The organism is Mycobacterium asiaticum DSM 44297 (assembly GCF_000613245.1).
Taxonomy (GTDB): domain Bacteria; phylum Actinomycetota; class Actinomycetes; order Mycobacteriales; family Mycobacteriaceae; genus Mycobacterium; species Mycobacterium asiaticum.
The window spans coordinates 685,867-707,083 of record NZ_HG964938.1; the positions used below are offsets into that span (position 1 = coordinate 685,867).

At 67.2% G+C, this 21,217-nt stretch carries 20 protein-coding genes and 1 tRNA gene; 4 read left to right on the forward strand and 17 right to left on the reverse strand.

The window, feature by feature from the left end:
- Window positions 1–95: 95 nt before the first annotated feature.
- Window positions 96–1,229 carry a BTAD domain-containing putative transcriptional regulator gene (locus BN972_RS22010; protein ID WP_036362536.1) on the forward strand — a complete coding sequence of 378 codons (1,134 nt, stop codon included), beginning with the start codon at window positions 96–98 and terminating at the stop codon, window positions 1,227–1,229.
- 6 nt (window positions 1,230–1,235) lie between these two features.
- Here BN972_RS22010 and BN972_RS22015 read toward each other — a convergent pair whose 3' ends face one another.
- From BN972_RS22015 to BN972_RS22060, 10 genes are all read right to left on the reverse strand, one after another.
- Entirely contained in the window at window positions 1,236–4,508 is a 3,273-nt protein-coding gene (locus BN972_RS22015) for an arabinosyltransferase domain-containing protein (RefSeq protein WP_036362538.1), read from the reverse strand.
- Window positions 4,508–6,463, reverse strand: a complete 1,956-nt coding sequence (locus tag BN972_RS22020) for a galactan 5-O-arabinofuranosyltransferase (protein WP_036362541.1) — start codon at window positions 6,461–6,463, stop codon at window positions 4,508–4,510. The genes BN972_RS22015 and BN972_RS22020 overlap by 1 nt, the downstream gene beginning before the upstream one ends.
- A gap of 2 nt (window positions 6,464–6,465) precedes the next feature.
- Window positions 6,466–7,230, reverse strand: a complete 765-nt coding sequence (locus BN972_RS22025; RefSeq protein ID WP_036362546.1) for a decaprenylphospho-beta-D-erythro-pentofuranosid-2-ulose 2-reductase — start codon at window positions 7,228–7,230, stop codon at window positions 6,466–6,468.
- Complete coding sequence (locus BN972_RS22030) at window positions 7,231–8,622, reverse strand: FAD-binding oxidoreductase (RefSeq protein ID WP_036362548.1); 1,392 nt, start codon at window positions 8,620–8,622, stop codon at window positions 7,231–7,233.
- 31 nt (window positions 8,623–8,653) lie between these two features.
- Complete coding sequence (locus tag BN972_RS22035) at window positions 8,654–9,019, reverse strand: GtrA family protein (protein ID WP_099051201.1); 366 nt, start codon at window positions 9,017–9,019, stop codon at window positions 8,654–8,656.
- A 100-nt stretch (window positions 9,020–9,119) separates the two neighbouring features.
- Window positions 9,120–9,605, reverse strand: coding sequence for a GreA/GreB family elongation factor (locus BN972_RS22040; RefSeq protein WP_036362552.1), 486 nt, complete (start codon window positions 9,603–9,605; stop codon window positions 9,120–9,122).
- Between the two features lie 51 nt (window positions 9,606–9,656).
- On the reverse strand, window positions 9,657–10,808 hold the full coding sequence (locus BN972_RS22045) for an SPFH domain-containing protein (RefSeq protein WP_200869754.1): 1,152 nt from the start codon (window positions 10,806–10,808) through the stop codon (window positions 9,657–9,659).
- 26 nt (window positions 10,809–10,834) lie between these two features.
- Window positions 10,835–11,059, reverse strand: a complete 225-nt coding sequence (locus tag BN972_RS22050) for a hypothetical protein (protein WP_200869755.1) — start codon at window positions 11,057–11,059, stop codon at window positions 10,835–10,837.
- Window positions 11,060–11,065: 6 nt separating this feature from the next.
- Entirely contained in the window at window positions 11,066–11,587 is a 522-nt protein-coding gene (locus tag BN972_RS22055; RefSeq protein ID WP_051545719.1) for a 6-carboxytetrahydropterin synthase, read from the reverse strand.
- A 5-nt stretch (window positions 11,588–11,592) separates the two neighbouring features.
- Complete coding sequence (locus BN972_RS22060; protein ID WP_158086296.1) at window positions 11,593–12,072, reverse strand: GTP cyclohydrolase I; 480 nt, start codon at window positions 12,070–12,072, stop codon at window positions 11,593–11,595.
- Window positions 12,073–12,143: 71 nt separating this feature from the next.
- Here BN972_RS22060 and BN972_RS22065 point away from each other — a divergent pair, with 71 nt between their 5' ends.
- Window positions 12,144–12,788, forward strand: coding sequence for a C39 family peptidase (locus BN972_RS22065; RefSeq protein ID WP_036362556.1), 645 nt, complete (start codon window positions 12,144–12,146; stop codon window positions 12,786–12,788).
- On the opposite strand, the gene BN972_RS22070 is transcribed toward BN972_RS22065, so the two are convergent.
- From BN972_RS22070 to BN972_RS22095, 6 genes are read right to left on the reverse strand one after another with little or no spacing between them, the layout of a single operon-like run.
- A complete protein-coding gene (locus BN972_RS22070) occupies window positions 12,785–13,618 on the reverse strand; it encodes a class I SAM-dependent methyltransferase (protein WP_036362558.1) in 834 nt (277 codons plus the stop codon). The genes BN972_RS22065 and BN972_RS22070 overlap by 4 nt on opposite strands.
- 7 nt (window positions 13,619–13,625) lie before the next feature.
- Complete coding sequence (wzm, locus tag BN972_RS22075) at window positions 13,626–14,456, reverse strand: galactan export ABC transporter permease subunit Wzm/RfbD (protein WP_036362559.1); 831 nt, start codon at window positions 14,454–14,456, stop codon at window positions 13,626–13,628.
- A complete protein-coding gene (glfT1, locus tag BN972_RS22080) occupies window positions 14,453–15,367 on the reverse strand; it encodes a galactofuranosyltransferase GlfT1 (RefSeq protein ID WP_036362560.1) in 915 nt (304 codons plus the stop codon). Before glfT1 ends, wzm begins: the two co-directional genes overlap by 4 nt.
- Window positions 15,360–16,157 (reverse strand): galactan export ABC transporter ATP-binding subunit Wzt/RfbE, encoded by a 798-nt coding sequence (gene wzt / locus BN972_RS22085; RefSeq protein ID WP_036362562.1) that lies wholly within the window; start codon window positions 16,155–16,157, stop codon window positions 15,360–15,362. Before wzt ends, glfT1 begins: the two co-directional genes overlap by 8 nt.
- A 3-nt stretch (window positions 16,158–16,160) precedes the next feature.
- Window positions 16,161–16,694, reverse strand: coding sequence for a bacterial proteasome activator family protein (locus BN972_RS22090; protein WP_036363704.1), 534 nt, complete (start codon window positions 16,692–16,694; stop codon window positions 16,161–16,163).
- 22 nt (window positions 16,695–16,716) lie between these two features.
- The gene (locus tag BN972_RS22095; protein ID WP_036362563.1) at window positions 16,717–18,738 is read right to left on the reverse strand and encodes a DUF6541 family protein; all 2,022 of its coding nucleotides are present in this window, start codon (window positions 18,736–18,738) and stop codon (window positions 16,717–16,719) included.
- 138 nt (window positions 18,739–18,876) lie between these two features.
- On the opposite strand from BN972_RS22095, the gene BN972_RS22100 reads away from it, so the two are divergent.
- Window positions 18,877–20,073, forward strand: a complete 1,197-nt coding sequence (locus BN972_RS22100; RefSeq protein WP_036362565.1) for a cysteine desulfurase-like protein — start codon at window positions 18,877–18,879, stop codon at window positions 20,071–20,073.
- A 27-nt stretch (window positions 20,074–20,100) separates the two neighbouring features.
- On the opposite strand, the gene BN972_RS22105 is transcribed toward BN972_RS22100, so the two are convergent.
- A complete protein-coding gene (locus BN972_RS22105) occupies window positions 20,101–21,072 on the reverse strand; it encodes an NAD(P)H-quinone oxidoreductase (RefSeq protein WP_036363707.1) in 972 nt (323 codons plus the stop codon).
- Between the two features lie 46 nt (window positions 21,073–21,118).
- Here BN972_RS22105 and BN972_RS22110 point away from each other — a divergent pair.
- A tRNA-Ser gene (locus BN972_RS22110) sits at window positions 21,119–21,205 on the forward strand.
- The last annotated feature ends 12 nt before the right edge of the window (window positions 21,206–21,217 follow it).

The window sequence follows — 21,217 nt, forward strand, 5'->3', positions numbered from 1 at the left end:
ATGCGGGGCCGGGGAGAGGCCCCGCCGCGTGTAACGATCACAATGGGTACATAGATATAGCCAACGGCCTGGATGATCGGAAGGCTGGCAGCGCGATGACGAACACGCCTCTGGGGTTTGGTGTTCTGGGACCGCTGCAACTGCTGGTGGACGGCACCCCGGTGCCGGTCGGTGCCGCCAAGCAGCGGGCGGTGCTGGCGATGCTGCTGATCAACCGCAACCGGCCGGTATCGGTGGACTCGTTGACCGACGCGGTATGGGACGGCTCACCGGTTCCGGCGGCACGCACCAGCATCCAGTCCCACATCTCCAATCTGCGCCGCCTCTTGCGGACCACCGGCGGCGTCGACCCGGCACGAGTGCTGGCCAGCGCGCCGCCGGGTTATCAGCTCACCGTCGCCGACAGCGACTACGACCTGGGCCGGTTCGCGGCCGCGAAAACCGCCGGGGTGCAGGCCGCCGCCGCGGGCCGGTTCGAAGAGGCCAGCGAGCACCTGTCCGAAGCGCTGGCGCAGTGGCGCGGCCCGGTGCTCGACGACCTGCGGGACTTCGAATTCGTCGACGCCTTCGCCACCAAGCTGGTCGAGGACAAGGTGGGAGCGCACAGCGCCCGCGCCGAAGCCGAGATCGCTTGCGGCCGAGCCGATGCCGTCATCGGTGAACTGGAGTCGCTGGCCGCTGAGCATCCCTACCGGGAACCGCTTTGGGCGCAGCTCATCACCGCCTATTACGTGACTGAGCGTCAATCCGACGCCCTGGGCGCCTACCGGCAGCTCAAGACTGCGCTCGCCGAGGGGCTCGGCATCGATCCCGGTCCCACCGTCACCGCCCTGCATGAGCGCATCCTGCGTCAGGAACCCATCGTCACCAAGCAGGCCGTTGCCAGCACCCGCAAACGCGGCGCGTACCGGGACACCACCGCCGCTCCGGCCGCGCCGACGTTGGTCGCCGCGTTACGCGACAGCGCCGGGCGCGAATACCGGCTCAACGGCGCCGTCACCCGCATCGGCCGGCTGGCTGACAACGACATCGTGCTCGACGACACCGACGTCAGCCGGCACCATGCCGTGATCGCCGACACCGGAACGGCTTTCGTGATCACCGATCTGCGGTCCACCAACGGCGTCGAGGTGGGTGGTCAGCCGATCCGGGGCAGCGCCACGCTAGCCGACGGTGACCGCATCTGTATCGGTGGATGTGAGTTCAGGTTCGAGGTTCAGCAAGCCTGACCGGCGTCAACTCTTGCGTAGCGGCGCCGGGTTCCACAATCCGCTGCGGGTGACGGTGCCCAACTCGAGGCGGGCGGGACCCGCGTCGGGGTAATAAGGGGTCAATCGTTGCAACGCACCCCAGTCCCGGAACCAGTCGTCCTTGAGGTAGCTGGCCACCGTGGTCGCGTGGGCCAGCAATTCGGTGATGCCCAGCGGCCCGCCGCCGAGGTTGTCCATCACCGGCGAGTTCGCCTCGGCGCCGAACCGGTCGGGCAGGATGCGCCACTTGGGCGCCTCGTCGACGCCGTTCTGGTGGCCGAACGGCCGCTGACATGGAAACGCCAGGCCCACCAGCCAGTCCAGGAACACCGGGTCTTTCGAGCCGACGACGTCCTGCAGGGTGCGCAGCCGTGGCACGCGCGGCGGGGTGAGGCCGATCCAGTGCTGTGGTGCCAGGTCGTCGTCATCGGCCACCAGTCGTACCTGGGTCGCCGATTCGGGGATGGCGGACAGCGGCGCACGCAGGTTACGCCACGCCGGGACCGCGCCGACGTCGGCGAATCCCATTGAGCCGCCGTGCTTTCCGGCGGCCGCCTCGTCGTCGGTGGCCCACTGCACTTGGACCTCACGGGGATCGAAGCGGCCGGCGGCGGTCACCACCAGCAACGCGGACTTACCTCGTTGTTCCTTGGGCGGCAGCCGGTACCAGCCCGAGCGCAGCATGGCCGGCACCTGGATTCCCGAACGCCAGCTGCCCAACACCGGCGTGCGCGCCGGGTCGAGATTGAACGGCAGCCGGGCGCGGGCGCCGTTGATCCCCGGGGCCGCGGTGGTCCCGCCCTCGGTGCCCGGGTCGCTGCCGGTGACCACCCCGTCGTCGCTGGCGAAGTTACGGTCGCCCGGACGCTCCATCACCGGGTCGGCCGAGACGTCCGCGGGAATTCCGTTGGGCGTGAACGCTTCCGAGAGGCCGGCGCCCAGCGCCTCACCCACCGGAGCGGACACCGGTGGCAACATTCCGGCATCTGGATCCAGTTCCACCAGCACGTCCTCGGCAAGCCCGCAGGTCTTACCGGTCAACGCCTGCAGGTTGGACCGGCCGACCGACCACGCCGGGTATTGCGCCACCATCGCCTGGGTCAGCGACACGACCTCAAAGAGCACCAACAGCCACGTCGCGATCGCCAGCGGCGATTGGACCAGCCCGGCCAGCCGGGCGCCGACGCGGGTCTTGGGCGGGCGGTCCTCGGTGGCCACGAAGTGGAACCACGCCGCCACCAACAGCACCACAACCGTGAGTTCCAGTAGCGCGGTGGTCAGCGACCACCTCAGCTTGGGGAACGAATTCGACCACGGCACACCGAAATTCGACACATACCACCAGCCGTTGACACTGGCGAACGACATGGCCATGACGAACAGCACCGCGGCGGCGAACATGGTTCGGTTACGCCGCGATTTCATGGCCGCTGCGGTGACCGCGACAGCGGCCAACGCCCCTAACGAGCCGGCCAGCCCCGCGAAAACCCCGAAGTGGTGGGTCCACTTGGTGGGGGTGAACATCATCGCGAACAACGAGATCACGGTGATGCCGACGATGCGGCGACTCGGCCCGGCCGCCGTCCCCGGAATCCGCCCCTTGCGCAACGACATCGCCACCGCCACCGCCAGCGCGACGAGCAGCGCCAGCACCGCGAAGCGGCGCGCCACCGACCCGTCCGGGCTGGGCATGAACAGCCGCTCGTAGCGGATGTGCTCGTCGAACCACTTCAGGCTCGGCCCGACGGCCTTCTTGAATCCACTGGCCTGGACCTCGCCTGCCAGGGTCTGGTCGCGGAAGATCAGGATCGCGGTGACGGTGCTTGCGGCCAGGATCGGCGCCAGCAGCGGCAGCAAGCCGAACTGTTTCGAGCGTCGGTGCAGGATGGTCCGCAGCGGCCCGATGGCGACGAGCAGCGCACCGATGGAGGCGATGCCGGTCGGACCGGAGAACAGCGTGAGCGCGCCGATGATGCAGGCCATCGCCACGGGCAGCAACCGGCTGGTCGCCACCGCGCGCTCCACCGAGCACCACGTCAGCAGGATCCCCAACGCGATGATCGGTTCGGGACGCAATCCGTTGTCCAGCGTCAGCCAGACCACCAGGAACATGCCGGCGGCCGTCCACGCCGCGGCCCGGCTCCGCTTCACCGCGTAACCGAGTCGCGGGATGACCTCGCGGCTGATCACCCACCAACAGGTCACCGCCATCGCGAGGGTGGGCAGTCGCATCCAGATGCTGGCGGTGCTGACGTGCGCCCACACCGCCAGCAGGTCGTAGTACCAGCCGAACGGCGCCTCCGGGGTGCCGAACCAACGGTAGTAATTGGCCATGTACCCGGCGTGTTCGGAGACCCGGGCCATCGTGAGGATGTAGCCGTCGTCGGATGTGTTGGCGCCGACGAAGTGCCACCAGACCAGCACGGCGAGGACCAGGGCGTCCAGCCCGCCGAGCGACCACCACCGCGACGGCAGGAACCGTCGGTGCCGGGTGCCGTCGGCGGTGTCCAGGACGTGCAACGCGACCAGAGCGGCGGCGGTGAGCACCAGACCGAGGATCATCGCGGCCATCTTCAGCGTCGTCGGGCTGCTGCTGTAGCGGGTGTCGACGACGGCGGAGAAGGTCAGGCCCGGCGGCGCCGGCCCGGACAGGTCGGTGAACACGCCCACGATCTGAGGCCGGAAGTCGTAGCCGCTCTTCTCACCGCGCAGTGGGTCGCCAGGATGCTCACTGGTCGGGCCCTGCTTGAGCCCGACGAATTCGCCGATGACCCGGTCCGCGTGGGCGGTGAAGGTCAGTTGCCGGCAGTCCGGGCCGAGCACCTGATTCATCGGCGCGGTCACGACCGGGACGTTGCGCACGATCAGCACCAGATCGTCGTTGACCCGCTGCAGCAGCAACCCGCGGTCGATCGCTTTGGGGGCCTGCTTGGGCACCGTGGACAGCAGCACCGTCTTGCCGGCGTTCTGCGGCCCGGCCAGCCCGGCGGCGGCCTGGCAGGGCACGGTGATGTTCAGGTCGGTGGCCACGTAGCTGATCAGCGGCGCCTCGACACTGGCGAACGTGCCGTTCTGCGGCCAGTTCAGCTCGGCGGTGGTCTGGTTGACGGGCAGCAGTGGCGTCGCGAGGGCAAGGAGGGTTCCGAGCAGACCGGCGACCACCGCCACGAGGCGAGCGATCCGGTAGTTGGCTCCCGCGTCGCTCACGGGGGTAGATGCTAGTTGGCTGGTCTCGCCCGGTGCGGTTTCGGTGGCCATCAGGGGCTCGGTACCGGCTTGCGGACGGCCACCACGAAGGGGCCGATGTTTTCGACGGCGAACCGTGGATCATTGAACAGCGCGGCCTTGAAGTCCACGGTGTAGCGGCGGACGTTGGGCTGGTTGGGGTAGACGTCTTCGGCCAGCCGCAGCGTGTAGGTGGTGCTCGCGCCGCGGCGCATCACAAAGACGGTCGGCGGTGGCCACGGCAGCTTGTCCAGGGCACCGACGAACTCGTCGGCCGTCTTGAGCTTGGACCACGACTCGATCTGGGCTGCGCGTTTGTCGAACTGGGCCAGCGGGTTGGCGTAGTGCGACGTCAATCCCTGAAAGCCCCAGTAGGGATACAACGACAGGAAGCTGTAGTCGGCGGTCAACACCACGATCTCATCGCGCGGTTTGCCGGTGATCCGCTGGATCGCGGCGTCCACCGCCGGGTAGTACTTCTCCGAGCCGGGCGGCCGCCGGTCGCCGCGTTGTCCGTCGCCGTCGGTGTCGGTGTAGGCGATGGTCAGGTCCGGTCGCAGCACGTCGGGGATGTCCTGGCTGAAGGCGATGGCGCCGGTCAGGCCGATCGCCGCGGCCACCGGCAGCACCGCGCGGCTGCCGATCCAGTCCCGGCGCAGCGCCTGGGTCACTTCCACGAAGCCGAACACACCCGCGGTCACCAGCAGCACCGACAGGGTCGGCTGCAACCGGAACGACAGCAGCGTGGTGCGAGCCAGCGTGGTCAGCATCGACAGCAGCGACCACAGATACACCGCCAGCACGCCCAGGGCTAGCCCGCCGGCCCGGACCGACGACCGCGCCTTGACGATCAGCCAAAGGGTGCCGAGTAAGCAGATCGCACCCAGCAGCGAGAACTGGAACATCGGGAAGGTCAGCTGGGCGCCGTCGGCGGGTAGGTAGTGCTGGGCGCTACCGGTGTTGCTGACCGGGGCGCTCAACGTACGGAGCAGGAAAGGCAGCCAGGTGATGGACGCGACGGCCAACGCGATGACACCGATGACGAGCAGGCGGCGCAGGGGATCGAGCGCCGCCCGCAAGCCGTGCGCCCGCCAGCGCAAGGCGGCCAGCCCGAGCGCCATCAGGCAGACCGTGAACGCGCTGTAGGCGACCAGCAGGGTGTACCAGGTCGCGGCGAAGCCCAGGAACAGGCCGGCGCCCACGATGGCGCCCCAGCCCGTTCTTCCGCCGAGCGTGTGGCTAGCTTCACGTTCGGCGTCGAGCGTGCGGCCAGCGTCACGCTCGGCGGGCACGATAGGCGCCCCGGCGCGCAGACCCGACCAGGTCAGCACCAGCACCGGCGGCAGCAGCACGGTGATCATCGCGGCGTAGGGCTCCGGCGAGCTGTAGGCCAGCGTCACCGCGGTGCCGGCGGTGGTGACCAGCAGCGCGTATTCGAAGCGGACCAGCCGCCACCACAGCACCAGCGCTACCGCCGCCGCGATGGTGATCGAGGTGATCGCCCACGGCTTGAACATCTCCCAGGCGGGTGTTCCGGTCAGCGCCGCCGCACGCCCGCCGAGCCAGAACCAGCCCGGCGGGTAGAACGGCGGCAACCCGAGGTAGGTCATGTCGCGCAGGGCGGGGCTGTCGGTGAGCCGGGTCAGGTACTCGGTACGGAATTGCTGATCGACGGAGATGCCGAACAGATAAAGTTTGGTGGCACCCAACGGCATACCGAGTGTCACCACGCTGAACGCCGATACGAACACCAGCGCGCCCAGTTGCGCCAGTCGGCGGAAGCGCCCGTGCCGCCATACCAGTCCCACGGCGAGCAGGCCCGCCAGGCAGCCGACCTGCCCGACGGTGGTCAGCGCATGGAGTTGATTGGAGGACGGAAAGGCCGGCCACTGCACGCGGGAGATGGCGAGCAGCGAAACCGTCGAGACCACGATGGCCACCAGGACCGCCACGGCCATCTGGCCCAGGGTGGCCAGCGCGTTACGCATGGTCAGATGGGCAGCCTGCGGAAGATGCTCCGCGGGATGTGCCGCAACACCATCATCACGTAGCGAAACGCTCCTGGCGCCCAAACCAATTCCTTACCTTTCGCGGACGCGGTCACCGCGAGTTCGGCGACGTACTCCTTGTCGACGGTCAGCGGGGCTTCCTTGACGTGCGCGCTCATCCGGGTGCGCACCTGGCCGGGCCGGATCACCAGCACCCGAACTCCGTACTCCCGCAGGGCTTCTGACAGCCCGAGGTAAAAGCCGTCCAGGCCGGCCTTGGTGGAGCCGTAGACGAAGTTCGACCGGCGCACCCGCTCACCGGCCACCGTGCTCATCGCGATGATCTGACCGAAGCCCTGCGTGCGCATCTTCTCCCCGAGCAGCACACCCACCGAAACCGCTGCGGTGTAGTTGATTTCGGCGATCTGCACGGCCTTGCGCTGGTTCTGCCAGAGCTCCTCGGCGTCACCGAGCAGACCGAACGCGACGATAGCGACATCGATGTCACCGTTTCCAAAGGCCTCGTCGATCACCTTGGGATGGCTGTCGGTGTCCACCGCGTCGAAGTCGATCAGTTCCACCGACGGGGCGCCCGCGGCCTTCATCTGCGCGACCGCGTCCTCGCGGCCCGGGTCGTCGGGCAGGCAGGCTAATACGATTCGCGCGGCCGCGTTGCGCAGGTACCGCTCGCAGATGGCCAGCCCGATCTCGGACGTGCCGCCGAGCAGCAGGATCGATTGCGGGTTTCCCACGGCATCAAGCACCATCTAGAGCAGCTCCAAACGTCGGGCCATGTCGGAGGCGAACACTCCGTTGGGATCCACCTTGCGGCGCACGGCGATCCATTCGTCGATGCGCGGGTACATGGCATGAAAGGTATCGGCGGTGGTCCGCGAGTCTTTGGCGGTATAGAGCCGGCCGCCGAACTGCAGCACGCGGCGGTCGAGCTCGTTGAGGAACTCGTTGAGGCCGGGCTTGATCGGGAAGTCGACGCACACGTTCCAGCCCGGAATCGGGAAGCTCAGCGGCGCCTGGTTGCCCGGGCCGAACAGCTTGAACACATTGAGAAACGAGTAATGCCCGGACTTTTGGATGTCTCGGATGATCCCTTTGAATTCCTCGACCGCGTCGGTGGGTACCACGAACTGGTACTGGCCGAACCCGGCGGAGCCGAACGCGCGGTTCCACTCTCCGAACATGTCGAGCGGGTGGTAGAACTGCGTCAGATTCTGCGCCTTGCCGCGGTAGGTTCCCGACTTGCGGTACCACAGCTCGCCGATCGGCATGAACGTGTACTTGTTGGCCAGCCCGTTCGGGAACACGTCGGGAAACGTAAGTAATTGCGGCGCATCGAATTTCAGCGGATTGCGCTGCAACTTCGCGGGTAGCTGGTCGAGGGTGGCCAGCGACCCGCGGGAGATCGCCGCCCGGCCCAGCTTCGGGGGTGGGCTGATCGCGTCGAACCAGGCACTGGAGTAGGTGTAGTTGGCCTCGCTGCCGTCGCTGTGGAAGGCGATGGTCTCGTCCAGGCTCGAGGTGACGTCGCCGTCGGCGATGAAATACGCCGTTTCGGTGGGGGTCATCTCGATGGTGGCGCGCAGGATGATCCCGGTGAGGCCGTTGCCTCCGACGGTGGCCCAGAACAGTTCCGCGTCCTCGCCGTCGGGCGTGATGCGCCGGACTTCGCCGCTGGCCAGTAACAGGTCCATGCTGCGCACGTGGTTGCCGAAGCTGCCGGCGCTGTGATGGTTCTTGCCGTGGATGTCGCATGCGATGGCGCCGCCGATGGTCACCTGGCGGGTGCCGGGCAGCACCGGGACCCACAGTCCCAACGGGAGCGCCGCCCGCATCAGCTGGTCGAGGTTGACACCGCCGTCGACGTCGGCGAGCCTGCTGTCGGCGCTCAGCGAGTGGATCTTGTTGAGCACACTCATGTCGATCACCAGGCCGCCGCCGTTTTGCGCGTTGTCGCCGTACGAGCGGCCCAGTCCGCGGGCGATCACGCCACGACCTTCGGAGTCGGCGGCTCGGGCGACGGCCTTGGCGATCACCTCGGCGTCCGGCGTGCGCAACAGCTGCGCCACCGAGGGTGCCGTTCGTCCCCACCCGGTCAGCCGGGTGAGGGTGGTGCCCGAGGCGGGCTCAGGGGTGCTTGACATCGTCACAGAGGGTACCGCCTGCCGGGTGGGCTCAGCGGATGCGGAAGATCACGGCTCGCTGCACGATGAAATTGATGACGGTTGCGGTGCCCTGCGCGATCACGAAGGCGACGGGTATCGCCCAGCTCTGGTAGTGCAGCAGCGCTAGGGAGAGATGGTTGAGCCCGACCTGCGCGGTGAACGTGATCGCATACAGGACCATGACCGCGACGAACCGGGCCGTGCTGGGCGACGCTTGGAACGTCCAGCGGCGGTTGATCAGGTACGCGGTGATGGTGCCGATGATGAAACTGACGGCCTTGGCCAGGTCGACCTGGACGCCCAGCACCTTGTAAAGCACGACGTAAAGGCCGAAGTCGACGATGCCGGCCATGCCGCCCGTGACCACGAAACGCAGCACCTGGGTTTTCAGGCTCAGCGGTTGCGGCACCGATGGCGGCACAGCTCCTGGCGTGGGATCGGCCATCGGGGGAGTCTAACGGTGGCGATTCCCCGCGCTATGACGGCAACTTCACCGAGATCAGTTCGACTTGTGTGGGTCCCTGCGGAGTGGAGTAGGTCACCGTGTCACCGGCCTGGTGCCCGGCCAGGGCCTGGCCCAGCGGGCTGCGCGCGGTCAGGGTCTCCGCTTCGTGGCCGACCGGCGTCTCCTCCACGATGGAGATGACGTGCATGGTGACGACCTCGCCGTCGGCGAACCGCAACGTGACCTCGGTACCTCCGGGCAGCACATCGGACGGATCCCCATCGGCCGGCCCGGCTTTCAACCGCCGGTCCAGTTCGTTGATCCGGTCGCCGAGCACCACCAGTTCTTCGGCGCGCTGGATCGCGTCGGCCGCGTCACCGTGGTCTCCGACCATGCCGCGGTCGTTGCGCACCTCAGCTTCGAGTCGATCGCGCCGCTGCTTGAGCCGGTCCAACTCGGCGGCGAGATTCTCCCGCGCCGCAGCCGCCAGGTCCGTTGACTGAGATTCCTCGCTCACCTGGCACGACCTTTCGCCGCTGTTGGTGTATGGCGTATCAGTGATACACCCCTAGCCGGCGGAACCATCCTTCGGGGTGAATGGCACCACCTCTTCCCCTTCGCTGAGCCCGACGCCGACGTCGTCGTACTGGTTCAGCCCGTTGCGTACCGCGTCGAAGATGGCCAGGCCCTGAGAGACCAGGCCGCTGGTCACCTGGCTGAGCCCTTCGGCTCCGTTGAGCACGGTCAGGTTGGAGTTGGCCAGCCCGCGGGCCGCCTTGTCGACGATCTCGGGCAGCTGATCGATGATCATGCGGTCCAGCGCCACCCGGTTGTGCGACGCCGCCGCCTCCGCCTGGATCTTCATCTTCTCGGCGTCGGCGAGAGCGAGGATCCGGACGCGTTCGGCTTCGGCCTCGGCGGGTTTGACCACCTCGGCCACCAGCTCCTGCTGCCGCAATTCCGCGGCACGCTGGGCCAGTTCGGTGCGCATGGCCAGCACCTCCCGCCGTGCCTCCGCCTCGGCCAGTGGACCCGCCTGGGCGGCCTCGGCCTGCGCCTTGTCCACCTCGGCCTTGTACTGTGCCTTGACGATCGCGGTCTGCCGGGCGAATTCGGCTTGCTTGCGCTGCGACTCCTGCTCGGCTTCGGCGGCCGCCTGGTTCGCCTGGGCTTGGGCGATCTGCGCCTGTTGCTGGACGGCGGCGTTGTGCGGTGCTGACATCGCCTTGATATATCCGAGTCCGTCGTCGTCGATCGACTGGATTTGCAGCGCGTCGACGTTGAGGCCGATCCGGGCCATTTCCTCCTTGGACCCGTCGAGCACCTCCGTCGCCAGTTTCTGCCGTTCCCGAATGATTTGTTCGACGGTCATCGAGCCGATGATCGAGCGCAGGTGGCCGGCGAAGATGCGTCCCGTCAGCACCTGCATTTGGTCCTGCTCGGACAGGAAGCGTTGCGCCGCCGCGATGATGCTCTCCGGGTCGTTGCCGACCTTGAACGCGATGACAGCGCGGACGTTGAGCGTGATGCCTTGCTGGGTGACGCATTTCTCGGCCACTTCCGCCTCGCACATCGCCAGGGTCAGGAATGCCGCCTTGCGAAAGAACGGAATAACGAAGGCGCCGTGGCCGGTGACGACCCGGAACGGGACGTTGCCTTTGACCTTGCCGCCCGAGATGAGCATCGCCTCGTCCGGCGCGGGCACCCGGTATCCGAGCATGGTTGCACTCCTTGTGTTTTCGGTTTCTAACGGAGAAGTTCAGTGGGGTCGTGCCAGGGTTCGACAATCACCGTCCGGGGACCGTGCGTCGCGACGACGAGCACCTTGGCGCCCTTGGGTAGCGGGTCATCGGAACGGGCCAGAAAGGCTTCCTTGTATCCGCGCACGGTGACCAGGACCTCGCCGGCGCCGGCGGCGCCGCGGGTCGGTACGATCACGGTCCCTACGCAGCCGACGACCGACAGGCTCACGGCCAGTCAGTCTGCCATCAGGGTGACCCTATTGTTGCGATTCTCTCGGGCTTCGACCCGCGACACCCAGACTCGGCCCCCGCTGGCCTTCGCGACGATGCGCTCCACGGTGTCGAACACCCAGGCGGCTGAGGCTTCCATGCCGGGGCAGTGCATGACCCGAAGATCGATCGCCCCCTGGGCGGCCAGCAGCTCGAACAGGTCGCGCTGCGGGTCCTCGGCCGCGATCAGCGTGGTGTGGTCGAACTGGCGGCGCAGCGCGTTGCGTACCTGCTCGAGGCAATCGGCGTCGACGACCATTCCGGTATCGGGATCGAGTTCCGCGCAGGCGAATTCGATCTCGAACCGCTGCTCGTAACCGTGCAGGAAGAAGTTCTTGCCGGCGCCGGTCCACGAGCGATGGCAGCAGGCGAGATCGCTGAACCGCTTGCGCAGGTGAAACTTCGCCGTCCGGCCCGGCGGGGCATCGTCGCGATGCAGGGTGGCGCTTTGGACGGTATCGGGAAACTCAAAGGCAAGGGTGGTCATGAGGGTCACTCGTCTTTCGATTCGGTTGTTTTTCGGGTCAGGGTCAGGAATTCACGCTGTTGGTGGGCGCTGTCGCGCATCGAGCCGTAGAAGGCCATGGTGGTCGTGGGCCCGGCCAGAGCGGCGCCGTCGCGCACCGGTGTGCAGGCGTAGCCGCCTTCGAGCAGTACGCCCAGCCCGGGTGCGCCGAGTTGGTGATCGAGCCACAGCCCGATCCGGGTCGTCATCTTCTGCTGCACCCGAATTCCGCCCGAGCAGGCCTCCACTATCTGAGCGAATTCGTCGTAGCGCAATCGCTTTTCGCCGGGCACATAACCGATGTGCACGACACCGTAGAACGGCAGCAGGTGCTGCTCGCAGAGCCCGTGGAATGGGATCGGACGCACCAACACAATTTCGGAGTGGCGTACGAGTGTTGCTTGCACCGGCATAGCGTCCCGGCGGGTCCTTGACGGATTCTTGAAGGATTCTTGGAGGATTCTCAACGCCGCCGCGACAAGAAATCGCCGAGCTTTCGTAGAGCTTTCCCAGAGGCTGGCGCCCGAGCCTGCTAAGCATGAGGACTTGGTGGAAAGTGGCGGCGACCGTCATTGTCGCGGCCGGCATCGCCGCCGCGGCTGCGGGATCGGTGGCCCTGTGCCAAGCCGCGAACGCCACCGGTATGTACGGCGACCCGGCGGCCGCGGCGCCGTACTGGCGGTTGCAATCGTTTGACGACTGCGCGTTGATGGCGGCCGCAGACGTGATTGGCCAGCTCACCGGCCTGGAGCCGGCCGAGCAGGACGTGATCGCCGTGGCGCAACGGCTGCCCAGCCAGGTACGTCCCGGGCCGCTCTATGCCGCAGGGTATGGCACCGAACCCGCCGACATCCCGCTGCTGTTGGCTCAGTACGGCATCCACGGCGGCCTCGACTCCGGCAGGGAAGCATTGGAGCGGTACCTGGCCGAGGGGCACAAAGTGATCGCCGGGGTGAACGCGGAGCTGCTGTGGGGCCTGCCGGTGCAGAACCGGGACGAGAGCGGCAACCCGACCGGCGACCACGCGGTGGTGGTCACCGGCGTCGACCTGGCCCACGGCACGGTGCACCTCAACGACAGCGGCAACCCCCGCGGCCGGGACGAGACGGTGCCGATCGACGTCTTTCGCGCCGCCTGGGCCACCGGCGGGGACCAGATGGTGGTGACGGCCGAGACCCGTTAACCGAACTCGAGCAGGGTGTAGGCGCCGCGGAACGGCTTGACCGGGGGGAACTGCCAGAGCGCCGGATAGGCCGTACCGAAGAACCAGCCCCGGCCCTTGGGCATGGGCACATCGTGCACCGCACGGATCCCGGGCACCGTGTCGGCCAGCTGAGCCAGTCGACGAGGGGACAGGCTGAACGGCATCGGCGGCACCCGGTAGTGCTTGGACGAACGCATCCCGTTGGGCGCCACCTTCTTGACGATGGTCGGCGGCACGTCGAAGAACAGCTCGCCCCCCGGGAAACGTTCGGCGCACTTGCTGATCAGTCCCAGCGCCTCGTGCGGTTGCAGGTACATCAGCAGACCCTCGGCGGTGAGGAAGACCCCGTCGCGGGTGTCGATCTCGTCCATCCAGCCGTAGTCCAGCGCGGACTGCGCAAGCTCGGTGATCCGCGGCGAGCGCGGCAGCAGCCGGCGCCGCAGCTCGATGATCGGGGCCAGATCGATTGACACCCAACTGAATTGGGGATCGGGCAGCGCGCTGCTCAACCGCCAGAAGCTGGTCTGGAACCCTTCGGCCAGCGCGACCACGGTGGCGCGGGGGTGCTTGGCCAGATAGGCGAGCGCGCACCGGTCCACCGCCAGTGAGCGCAACGCCATCTCCTGGCCTTTGCGGCGACCGAACTTGTCGAAGTCGAAATCGATGGACTCCACCAGCCGCACGGCCATCGGGTCGTCGATGATCGCGTCCGGGCGGCCGGCCTGGTATGCCCGGCCGCGCAAGGTGAACAGTGCTGTTTCCGACACGCCGCTCAGCAGCCTGGCGTCGACCCGGCCGGGCTGACTCATAAAGTCCCTATACCCAGTACGGCACGCGGGCGCGGTACTGGCGCATTGCGATGGCGGCCAGCACCCATCCGACAACCGTCAGCCCCAACACCACCGCCCAGTGCCGTAGTTCCTGATGGGCACCCAAAAGCGGCGCCCGCACAATATCCAGGTAGTGCAGTAGCGGATTGAGCTCGACGATCTTCGACCAGCGCCCCGCACCCTGCTGCCGCAGCGTGTCGTCGTTCCAGATGATCGGCGTCATGAAGAACAGCAGCTGCACCAGCGAGTTGAGCAGCGGACCGATGTCGCGGTAGCGGGTGGCCAGAATGCCGAAGCACAGCGACACCCAGACGGCGTTGAGCATGATCAGTGCCAGCGCCGGCAGCACGGACAAGTCCGCCCAGGACCACGGCTTGGGGAAGATCAGGGCAACGACGACGTAGATGACGATATTGTGGGCGAACAGGATCATCTGCCGCCACACCAGCCGGTAGACATGCACGCTCAGGGGCGTCGGCAACTGCTTGATCAGACCTTCATTCGCGACGAAGACGTCGGCGCCCTCCAGGATGGCGGCGTTGATCAGGTTCCAGATGATCAACCCCAGCGTCACGTAGGGCAGGTGCACGGCCAGGTCCAGATGAAAGAGCTTGGAGTACAACCCGCCCATCGCCACCGCGGTGGTGCCCGTCGCGATCGTGATCCAGAACGGCCCCAACACCGAGCGGCGGTAGCGCTGCTTGATGTCCTGCCAGCCCAGGTGGAGCCACAGTTCGCGCCGCCGGAACCCGTCGACCAGGTCGCCGCGGGCGCGGGCGAACGTCTTGGACTGCGCCGCCGCATCGATGAATGTCATGTCGCACCTCCAGGCCGTCCGAATTGCTCCCGGCGTCCCAGCCGGCGTAACCGGAACCATTCCAGCAGACCCTTGGGGTCGCGGCGGGTCACCAGGAAGAACCAGCCGAACCGCACCCATTCTTGAAACAGCAGCTTGCGCAGGCCGGGCTGGGACAGCACGTAACCGCGGTTGCGATAGGTGAAGAAGCGTTTGGTCGGGTTGTCCGGGTACTGCGTGTGCATACGGCCGCCCAGGATCGGCTTGAACTCGTCGGAGCCGCACGGGTGCAGGTAGACCGCGTCCAGGCAGGTGCCGAACGGCAGGCCGGAACGGACCAGTCGGCGGTGCATCTCCACCTCGTCGCCGCGGATGAACAGCCGCAGGTCCGGGACCCCGATCGCCTCCAGCGTGGACGCCTTGAACAGGGCGCCGTTGAACAGCGATGCGATGCCGGGTAATAGGTCCTGTCCTGGTTCGGTGGGTAATTCGCTGACCCGCCTGCGCCACACCAGGCCGCGGCGCAGCGGAAACGCTAGCGACTCCGGGTCGTCGATATCGCAGACCATCGGGGACACCTCGGCCAGGCCGTGTTTGGCCGCGCAATCCAGCAGCGTCTGCAGCACCTCGGTGCCGTGCGCATGACCGTCGTCGTCGGCGAGCCAGATCCAGTCGGCACCATGGGCCAACGCCAGCAGCATGCCGAGCGCGAACCCGCCCGCGCCGCCGAGGTTGCGGCGCGAGTTGAGGTAGATGGACGGAATCTCCTGTCCGGCCACGAGGTAGTGCACCCGGCTGTCGCCGGAGTCGTCGTTGTCGATGACGATCAGCTTGTCCGGCACGCGGGTCTGGGTGGACAGGATGTCAAGCGAGCGGGCGAGTTCCTCGGGGCGCCGGTGGGTGACGACGACGGCGAAAACGGATTCACTCACGCGCGGTCTCGGCGAGAACTTCGCGCACGTGCCGGGCCGCGTCGTCGCCCTCGTAGGCGCGCACCACGTCTTCGATACCACCGCTCTGCTTGATGACGCCGTGGTCGATCCACATGGCGGTCTTGCACAGCCGGGCCAGGAATTCGTTGGAATGGCTGGCGAACACCAGGATCCCGGAGCGCTCCACCAGGCTCTGCAGTCGCGACTGGGCCTTCTTCAAGAACTCCGCGTCGACGGCACCGATGCCTTCGTCGAGCAGCAGGATTTCCGGATCGATGCTGGTGACCACACCCATCGCCAGCCGCACCCGCATGCCGGTGGAGTAGGTGCGCAGCGGCATGGACAGGTAATCGCCCAGCTCGGTGAACTCGGCGATCTCGTCCACCTTGGCCAGCATCTGTTTGCGGGTCTGCCCGAGGAACAGGCCCCGGATGATGATGTTCTCGTAGCCGGAGATCTCCGGGTCCATGCCGATGCCCAAATCGAACACGGGCGCCACCCGGCCGGTGACCTTCGCCCACCCACGCGTGGGTTCGTAGATGCCCGAGAGCAGCCGCAGCAGGGTGGATTTTCCGGCGCCGTTGTGCCCGACCAGCCCCACGCGGTCACCGAGTTCCAGCGACATGGTGATGTCCCGCAACGCCTCGATGACCACCACGTTGGAACTGTTGCGGCCGATCGCGCCGCCGGCCTTACCCAGGAACGCCTTCTTCAGCGACCGCGACTTGGCGTCGAAGATCGGGAACTCGACCCACGCGTCACGGGTCTCGATGTGCGGACCGCTCGGCACGGCTCAGAGGTACTGTCCGGTGCCGGGTCCGTGGTGGCCCGGCCGACTCACCCCCGGCGGCAGCGCACCCTGACGCATCTGCTCGAGTTGCGCGCGGGCAGCCATCTGCTGGGCGAACAACGCGGTCTGGATGCCGTGGAAGAGCCCCTCCAGCCAGCCGACCAGCTGGGCCTGGGCGATCCGCAACTCGGCGTCCGACGGCGGCGTCTCCTCGTTGAACGGCAGGGTGAGCCGTTCGAGCTCCTCACGCAGTTCCGGTGCCAGACCGTCCTCCAGCTCGCGGATGCTGGTGGCGTGGATGTCACGCAACCGGCTGCGACTGGCGTCGTCCAGCGGTGCCGCGCGCACCTCCTCGAGCAGCTGCTTGATCATGGTGCCAATGCGCATCACCTTGGCGGGCTGCTCGACCAGGTCGGTCAGGGAGCGGTCGTCGGAGTCCTCGTCGTCATCGGTTTGGCGAAGCGCCATCAGACGCGGGTCGACGCCGCCGATGACCTCGATGCCGTCATCGTTCGGGTCGTCGTTGCCCGTACCCAACTCAATCACCGTCCTTGTGCTGCTAGGGATGTACCGGCGTATCGCCGTGCCATTCGTAAATCTGGGCGCCGCCGTTGTCGTAGATCATCGTCCAGTACGGCGACTTGTCCAGTGAGACTAGTCCGTCGGGAATCTTGAACCCCCGGACAGTCGGGCCGCTGGCCAACACGTAGCGGATGTTCAGGGCTTTGATCGCCTCCGGGACCCGCTTGTCGGTGTCGCCCTTCCTGGCGTAGGCCCAGAAGATGAAGCGGTGATAGCCCGGACCCATTTGCACGGGGTAGTCGTAATGTGTCCACAGCGGGTGCAGGCCCGCCACGGCGTACATCCAGTTGGTGCCGTCGACGTTGGAGTTGCCGATCAGGGTGTCACGCGCGCCGGGCAGCTTGGCGAGGTAGGCCATGGCGTCGAGGTCACGTTGGTCGACCATGATCGAGTCGTACTTGTCGCCGAACAGAAACCGGTGCCGGGGGAAGTAGAGCACCGCAAGCCCAACGCTGACACCCACCAGCAGCACCGCGGTGGCCGTGGCCCAGAAACGGTTTGGCAGCGGTTTGTGCCCCTGGGTGAACTTCTTGGCCAGGGCAATCGCCCCCGCTACCAGCCAGACCAGCGCGACGGCGGCCATCAGGTTGAACAACGGGGTCGTGGCCGCGGCGATGCGGCGCGGATCTTTGTAGAAGAACTCGCCGACGGCTCCTGCCAGCCGGCCGAGCGGACCCCACAGCGGAGTGCCCGCGTCGACGTTGATCACGATGAACAGCAGCCAGACCATCAGCGGCCATCGCACCTTCAGCAGCGCCAGTGGCCAGGCAAGCTTCAGTACCGTGCGGTTCCAGGTAATCCCGTCCAACAGCAATATGAAGCCGCCGACGGCACACAGAAAACTCAGCGCGACCTGGTACGGGAAGTCGTTGAGATGCCGTGAGTGCATGAATACGGCATCGAACAGGCCGTGTCGCATGCTCAGGTACGTCAGAAAGGAGTGGCCGGCGATGATGTCTTCCTGCTTGGTGACGCTCAGAAATTGCGGCAGCAGGATCAGCCCGGCCGTCACCCCGACGCCGGCCAACACCGCCAGGTCGCGGATGCGGCCTCGCACCGGGCGCCACAGCGCCTCGAAGAGCCACCAGCCGCCCAGTAGCAAGAGGGTGATGACGCCGCCGGTGATGTGCACCGAGAAGACCCCGACCAGGGCGAGCACCGCCACGGGGATACGGTCCCGGTGCCCCAACGTCGAGGCGATCAGCGCCATGGTCGGTATGGCGACGCCGTAGGCCGCCAGGTTCGGCATGGCCGCGGTGTCGAACTCGACGTAGGGCACCGCGGTGAACGAGGCGGAGAGCGCGGCCGCGGTGGCCGCGACGGCCGCGCTGCGCCATTCGGTGGTGTGGCTGCGCGACACCGTCCAGGCAAGTACCGCAGCACTGACCGGGAACAGCCAGATCGCCGCCGCCACCGAGGTGAGGGTGTAGCCGGTGGTGGCGGCGGCGCCGGTCAGCTGGCACAGGACTGCCGCTAGGGCGTGGAAGACCGACGGGTAGTACAGCAGCGCATGCGTCTCGACGTTGCGCAACTCGCCCATATGGGTGGGCGACGCCTGGCCGACGTCGAGGATCCAGCGCACGGTGTTGGCGTGCCACACCGCATCCCAGGTGCTCGGGATCGATTGCCAATGCGGGATGCCGGTGACCGCCGCCCAGCCGATCAAGACGGCACCCAGCAGCACGCCGGCCGCGACCACGATGGCCGGTCCGGGTTTGACCCCGCGCGCCTCCGCGTCCTTGTCCCGGAACCGGGCCAGTAGCAGCGTCAGCGCCGTCGCCAGCGCACACACCACAGCGAAGGCGGCAAGCGCTGTCCAACCGTTCCAGGGAATGCCGAGTGCGCCGTAGGGGATGATCGCCAGTGCCACAACGCCGTACGTCAGCGGCGGGCCGACCGCAATGGCGATCGGCCAGCTCAACTGCGCGATACGTGCGATGGTGGCACCCGGTGCGATCAGCAGAACCAATGCGATCAGCGTTCCGAAGCACAAGCTCACTCGACTAGTATGGCTGGCCGGGTGACCTGACTCGGAGGGCCGTGACGGCTGGCACGTCCATGGCGCACCCGCCACCGGCACCCATCCTCGAAAATGGCCGTAGCTTTCGAAGCACGCAATAGCTCTAAGGTGGCTGGCATGGCCTACGACGTCGCCCGGGTGCGTGGACTGCACCCGTCGCTTGGTGACGGGTGGGTGCACTTCGACGCACCCGAGGGCATGCTGATCCCCGATTCCGTGGCCACCACCGTCTCGACTGCCTTCCGCCGGTCCGCGGCCAGCACCGTGGGCGCCCACCCGTCGGCCCGGCGCAGCGCGGCGGTGCTGGAGGCGGCCCGCGAGGCGGTGGCCGACCTGGTCAACGCCGACCCGAGCGGCGTGGTGCTGGGTGCGGACCGGGCGGTGCTGCTGTCCTCACTGGCCGAGGCGTCTTCCGCGCGGTCCGGGCTGGGCTACGAGGTGGTCGTCAGCCGCTTGGACGACGAGGCCAATATCGCCCCGTGGCTGCGCGCGGCGCACCGGTACGGGGCGAAGGTCAAGTGGGCCGAAGTCGATATCGAGACGGGTGAGCTGCCGACCTGGCAGTGGGAAAGCCTGATCAACAAGGCGACCCGCCTGGTGGCGGTCACGTCGGCGTCGGGGACGTTGGGGGCGGTCACCGACCTGCGCGCGATGACCAAGCTGGTACACGACGTCGGCGGGCTGGTGGTCGTCGACCATTCCGCCGCGGCGCCGTATCGGCTTATCGACATCAAGGAGACCGACGCCGACGTGGTGGCGGTGAACGCGGTCGGCTGGGGCGGACCGCCGATCGGGGCGATGGTGTTCCGGGAGCCGGCGCTGATCAACACGTTCAGCTCCGTCTCGACCAACCCCTATGCCACCGGCCCCGGGCGCCTGGAAGTTGGCGTGCATCAGTTCGGTTTCCTGGCCGGTGTGGTAGCCAGCGTCGAATACCTGGCGTCGCTGGACGAGTCTGCGCGCGGGACCCGGCGTGAGCGGCTGTCGGTGTCGATGCACTCCGCCTCGGCGTATCTGAACCGGATCTACGACTACCTGATGACGTCGTTGCGGTCGCTGCCGCTGGTCATCCTGCTCGGCCGTCCGGAGGCGCGGATACCGGTGGTCAGCTTCGCCGTCAACGAGGTGCCCGCCGACCGGGTGGTGCAGCGGTTGGCGGACAACGGGATTTTGGCGATCGCCAACGCCAACTCCCGCGTACTCGACGTGCTCGGCGTCAACGACATTGGTGGCGCGGTCACCATCGGATTGGCGCATTACTCGACGATGGCCGAGGTCGATCAGTTGGTGCGCGCGCTCGCCTCGCTCGGTTAGGTTCCGTTAGCCCGCTCGCGCAGGGAACTAGACCGTCAGCAGAATCTTTCCGAAGGTGCCGCCGGACTGAAGCAGCTGGTGCGCCTCCGCGGCCTGCTGGATTGGCAATCGCTTTCCGATGATCGGCCGGACCTGCTCGCTGGCGAACATCGGCCATACCGAGGCGATCACCGCGCTCACGACCGCGCTCTTGCTGTTCGGGCCACTGACCGGGCGGGCCCGCAGCGTGGTGCCGATGACCCGCGCCCGCTTGGCCAGCAGCTTGCCCAAGTTGATCTCGGACTTGACCCCGCTCTGCATGCCGATGATGACCAGTTGTCCGTCGGGGGCCAGCGCATCGATATTGCGGTCCAGATAGGCCGCGCCCATGATGTCGAGGATCACGTCGGCTCCGTCGGTCTCCTGCCTGAGGCGGGCGACGAAATCCTCGTCCTTATAGGAGATGGTGAGCTGAGCGCCCAGCTCACGGCACAGTTCCAGCTTTTCCGGTGATCCGGCGGTAACCGCCACCCGGGCGCCGAGGGCCCGCGCCACCTGGATGGCGTGGGTTCCGATGCCGCTGGCCCCGCCGTGCACCAGCAGCAGCTGGCCGGGGCCCAGGTGTGCGGTCATCACCAGGTTGGACCAGACCGTGCACGCCACCTCAGGTATCCCGGCCGCGTCCACCAGCTCGACGGGTGCCGGGATCGGCATGACCTGGCCGGCCGGGACGGCGACGTACTCGGCGTAGCCGCCGCCGGCCAGCAGCGCGCACACCTGCTGTCCGACGCTCCATTGCGTCACGTCCGCACCGACGTCGGCGACGACGCCGGACACCTCCATGCCGATGGTCTCGCTGGCGCCCGGCGGGGGTGGGTACTTGCCCGCTGCCTGCAGCACGTCCGCACGGTTGACGCCGGCCGCGGCGACCTTGATCAGCACCTCTCCCGGCCCGGCGGACGCATCCGGGACCTCTTGCCAGACCAACTGTTCGGCGGATTCGGCGACGATGGCACGCATGTCGGTCACGCTACCGGCACCGCTACCCTTGCCTTACCGATGTTCGGGTGGCGTGGCAGAGCGGCCTAATGCACTCGCCTTGAAAGCGAGAGACGGCTAAAACCGTCCGGGGGTTCAAATCCCTCCGCCACCGCAAATTTTCTGG

What these genes read in the sequence shown, in the direction of transcription:
- BN972_RS22100 (WP_036362565.1), top strand. Translation starts at nt 18,877, where the DNA reads ATGGCCTACGACGTCGCCCGGGTGCGTGGACTGCACCCGTCGCTTGGT.
- BN972_RS22065 (WP_036362556.1), top strand. Translation starts at nt 12,144, where the DNA reads ATGAGGACTTGGTGGAAAGTGGCGGCGACCGTCATTGTCGCGGCCGGC.
- BN972_RS22030 (WP_036362548.1), bottom strand. Translation starts at nt 8,622, where the DNA reads ATGTCAAGCACCCCTGAGCCCGCCTCGGGCACCACCCTCACCCGGCTG.
- BN972_RS22105 (WP_036363707.1), bottom strand. Translation starts at nt 21,072, where the DNA reads ATGCGTGCCATCGTCGCCGAATCCGCCGAACAGTTGGTCTGGCAAGAG.
- BN972_RS22015 (WP_036362538.1), bottom strand. Translation starts at nt 4,508, where the DNA reads ATGGCCACCGAAACCGCACCGGGCGAGACCAGCCAACTAGCATCTACC.
- BN972_RS22010 (WP_036362536.1), top strand. Translation starts at nt 96, where the DNA reads ATGACGAACACGCCTCTGGGGTTTGGTGTTCTGGGACCGCTGCAACTG.
- BN972_RS22025 (WP_036362546.1), bottom strand. Translation starts at nt 7,230, where the DNA reads ATGGTGCTTGATGCCGTGGGAAACCCGCAATCGATCCTGCTGCTCGGC.
- BN972_RS22070 (WP_036362558.1), bottom strand. Translation starts at nt 13,618, where the DNA reads ATGAGTCAGCCCGGCCGGGTCGACGCCAGGCTGCTGAGCGGCGTGTCG.
- BN972_RS22020 (WP_036362541.1), bottom strand. Translation starts at nt 6,463, where the DNA reads ATGCGTAACGCGCTGGCCACCCTGGGCCAGATGGCCGTGGCGGTCCTG.
- BN972_RS22045 (WP_200869754.1), bottom strand. Translation starts at nt 10,808, where the DNA reads ATGCTCGGATACCGGGTGCCCGCGCCGGACGAGGCGATGCTCATCTCG.
- BN972_RS22055 (WP_051545719.1), bottom strand. Translation starts at nt 11,587, where the DNA reads ATGACCACCCTTGCCTTTGAGTTTCCCGATACCGTCCAAAGCGCCACC.
- wzm (WP_036362559.1), bottom strand. Translation starts at nt 14,456, where the DNA reads ATGACATTCATCGATGCGGCGGCGCAGTCCAAGACGTTCGCCCGCGCC.